Consider the following 3,007-nt stretch of genomic DNA (forward strand, 5'->3'; position numbering starts at 1 on the left):
AAGCAGACCGAAGTGCTCGGCCTGGTGGTGGACGTGCGTGACCGCAAGGCCATGGAAGAGGCGATCGCGAACCTGCCGCCGTCCTTTGCCACGCTGCGCGGGCTGATCAACAACGCCGGCCTGGCGGTGGGCACCGACCCTGCGCCGAAGTGCAGCCTCGACGATTGGGAAACCATGGTCGACACCAACATCAAGGGCCTGCTGACCACCACCAGCCTGCTGTTGCCGCGCCTGATCGCCCACGGCCGTGGCGCTGGCATCATCAACCTCGGTTCCATTGCCGGCAGCTACCCGTACCCGGGCAGCCACGTGTATGGCGGCACCAAGGCCTTCGTCAAACAGTTCTCGCTGAACCTGCGTTGCGACCTGCAGGGCACCGGCGTGCGCGTGACCAACATCGAGCCGGGCCTGTGTGAGAGTGAGTTCTCGCTGGTGCGCTTTGCCGGTGACCAGGCGCGTTATGACGCGACTTATGCCGGTGCCGAGCCGATCCAGCCGCAGGACATTGCGGATACGATCTTCTGGGTGCTTAACACCCCGGCACACGTGAACATCAACCGCCTGGAGCTGATGCCAGTGAGCCAGACCTGGGCCGGGTTTGCGATTGAGCGTGGCGCCAAGGGCTAAGTTCGTCGAGCTGTTGTGGCGAGGGAGNNGCGAAGCGGCCCCAAAAAAGCCAGGGCCGCTCCGCGCCCCAGCGGGAGCAAGCTCCCTCGCCACAGGTTTTTTGTCAGCCTGGAAAATGCAGCAAATCGGCCAAAACAGGACATAAGGTACACTCCACCCCTGAAAACCCCGCCGCGCTGTGCGGTTCAAAGGTTTTGACAGGAGGATATGTGAGTAACCGAGGTGAGCAGTCGCTGCTCAAACAATCGACCATCCTGATGTTCGCCGTGGCGATCGCCGGGATTGTCACAGGGGTGGTGTCGGGCGCCCAATCGATTTTATTCGACGGCTTTTTCTCGCTGATCGCCACCGCCATCAAGGTGCTGATGCTGATCACGGCCAAGCTGATCGCCAAGAAAAGCAACGAACGTTTCCAGTTCGGCTACTGGCACCTGGAGCCCATGGTGCTGCTGATCGAGGGCAGTTTCCTGCTGTTGATCGCCATCTACGCGTTTCTCAACGGCGTGTTCGGCATTATCAATGGCGGGCGCGATATCGAGTTGGGTCTGGTGATCATCTATGCGGCGGTGTTTACCGTCGTCGAGTTCGCCTATTTCTTCTACGTGCGTTACCGCAATCGCACGCTCAAGTCGTCGCTGATCCAGTTCGACAACATCAGTTGGTTGGTGGACGCGATGCTGTCGGTGGGGCTGCTGGTGAGCTTCCTGGCGGCGCTGTTGCTCAAGTCCCAGGGCTATGGGCAGTGGGCGGTGTATGTGGACCCGTTGATCCTGATCCTGCTGGCGTTGAGCATGCTGGCGCCGGCCTTCAAGATCCTGCGCCCGGCGCTACGCGACGTGTTGGGGATTGTGCCGGACCAACTGGACGGCAAAGTGCGCGAAGTGATGGAGGCGGTCGTGGCCAGGCATGGTTTCGATGATTACGTGTCCTACGTGCAGAAGCACGGGCGGGCGCGGTTTATCGAGATTCATGTGGTGCTGCCGGCGGATTACCCGGTGGATAACGTCGCCACCCTGGACGGGCTGCGCGAAGAAATATCCACAGGGTTGGGCAAGCCCGACGCGGCCCGCTGGCTGACGATCAGTTTTACCGGGGACCGCAAATGGATTGCGTAAGGCCCAGGTAGCACGTCGCCAAGTGGTAAGGCGTGGTCGACGGCATGTCCCGCCGGCTCACGTGCCCCTTGGCATCCAGGCACTCATTCCAGCCTTTGTCGTGCAGGAAGCGTTGTTGCAGCGCCAGCAATTGGCGTTGCAGCACGGCTTCACTGTCGGGCCGCAAGGTCAGCGCCCGCAGGTATTCGGCCTGGGCCCAGATGCGCTGGGTGCCGTCGCGCACGCTGCCGTCCAGGGCGAGCATGCCGCTGACCGCACCGGTAGCGTTATCCACACCCTTTTGCTCGGCATAGGTGAACGCTTTGTTCAGCGATGTGTGCAGCGGTGTGCCCCGCAGCAAATCCGAAGATTCCAGCAGGAAAAACCATTCGAACTGATGCCCCGGTTCAAACCAGTTATCCACAGCACCCAGCGGTTTTTCCATCATCACCCCGTGTTGGCGGTCGATGAAGCGCTTTTGCATGGCGTTGGCCAAGTCCAGCAATGCGTCCTGGGTGACGGCGTCTTCACGCACGGCCAGCGTGGCGAGGAAGCCTTCGGCCAGGTGCATCAACGGGTTTTGCAGAGGGCCAGACTTGAGGGATGACCAGTTACGCTCCAGCACCGCTTCGTACAGGCCGTCGCCGGTGGCGAAGCGTTCGGTGACCACTTCCAGGGCGGCGTCGAGTACCGATTCCACCAGCGATTCACGTACCTTGGCCCAATAGTGGGCGCAGGCGAAGATGATGAAGGCGTGTGTGTAGAGGTCCTTGCGCTTATCCAGCGGCTTGCCGTGGGCGTCGATGCTGTAGAACCAGCCGCCGTGCTCGGCGTCGTGGAAGTGCCGTTGCAGGGAACGGAACAACGCGGCGGCGCGCTCCTCGGCAAAGGCTGCGCCGGGTTCACCGATCAGGCTGGCAAACAGGTACAACTGCCGTGCGCAGGCCATGGCGCGATAGCGTTGCGGGGGCAAAGGCCGATGATCGGCGTCCAGGGCCTCATAGGGCAGCGCCAGGTCGGCATTCCAGCCCGGGCCTTGCCAGAGCGGCACGATCAGGTCGTGGAAGTGCGTCAACACGGCGGTCAATTGAGGCTTGAGGGCGGAGCTTGGAGCGATGGGCATCGGCTGGCGTCGTCACGGCAGGGGTGTTTGCGCGACATGGTATCAGGCTTGGGATCGGTGTTGTCTTTACTGCCGCCTTCGCGAGCAAGCCCGCTCCCACATTCGATCGAGTTCCATTGTTGGAATGCAGTCGACTGTGGGAGCGGGCTTGCTCGCGAAGGGG

General features: G+C 61.8%; 3 protein-coding genes. 2 read left to right on the forward strand and 1 reads right to left on the reverse strand.

Going from position 1 to position 3,007, the window contains the following annotated elements:
• Positions 1–627 (forward strand): SDR family NAD(P)-dependent oxidoreductase (locus HX846_RS33835; protein WP_178967111.1); only part of this gene is annotated, 627 nt, incomplete at its 5' end.
• 209 nt (positions 628–836) lie between these two features.
• The gene (locus HX846_RS33840) at positions 837–1,742 is read left to right on the forward strand and encodes a cation diffusion facilitator family transporter (protein ID WP_008439079.1); all 906 of its coding nucleotides are present in this window, start codon (positions 837–839) and stop codon (positions 1,740–1,742) included.
• On the opposite strand, the gene HX846_RS33845 is transcribed toward HX846_RS33840, so the two are convergent.
• Positions 1,714–2,844 (reverse strand): AGE family epimerase/isomerase, encoded by a 1,131-nt coding sequence (locus HX846_RS33845; protein ID WP_178967112.1) that lies wholly within the window; start codon positions 2,842–2,844, stop codon positions 1,714–1,716. The genes HX846_RS33840 and HX846_RS33845 overlap by 29 nt on opposite strands.
• Positions 2,845–3,007 lie beyond the last annotated feature (163 nt).

Origin of the sequence: Pseudomonas sp. K5002, assembly GCF_013386655.1 — a bacterium.
GTDB lineage: Bacteria > Pseudomonadota > Gammaproteobacteria > Pseudomonadales > Pseudomonadaceae > Aquipseudomonas.

What these genes read in the sequence shown, in the direction of transcription:
- HX846_RS33845 (WP_178967112.1), bottom strand. Translation starts at nt 2,844, where the DNA reads ATGCCCATCGCTCCAAGCTCCGCCCTCAAGCCTCAATTGACCGCCGTG.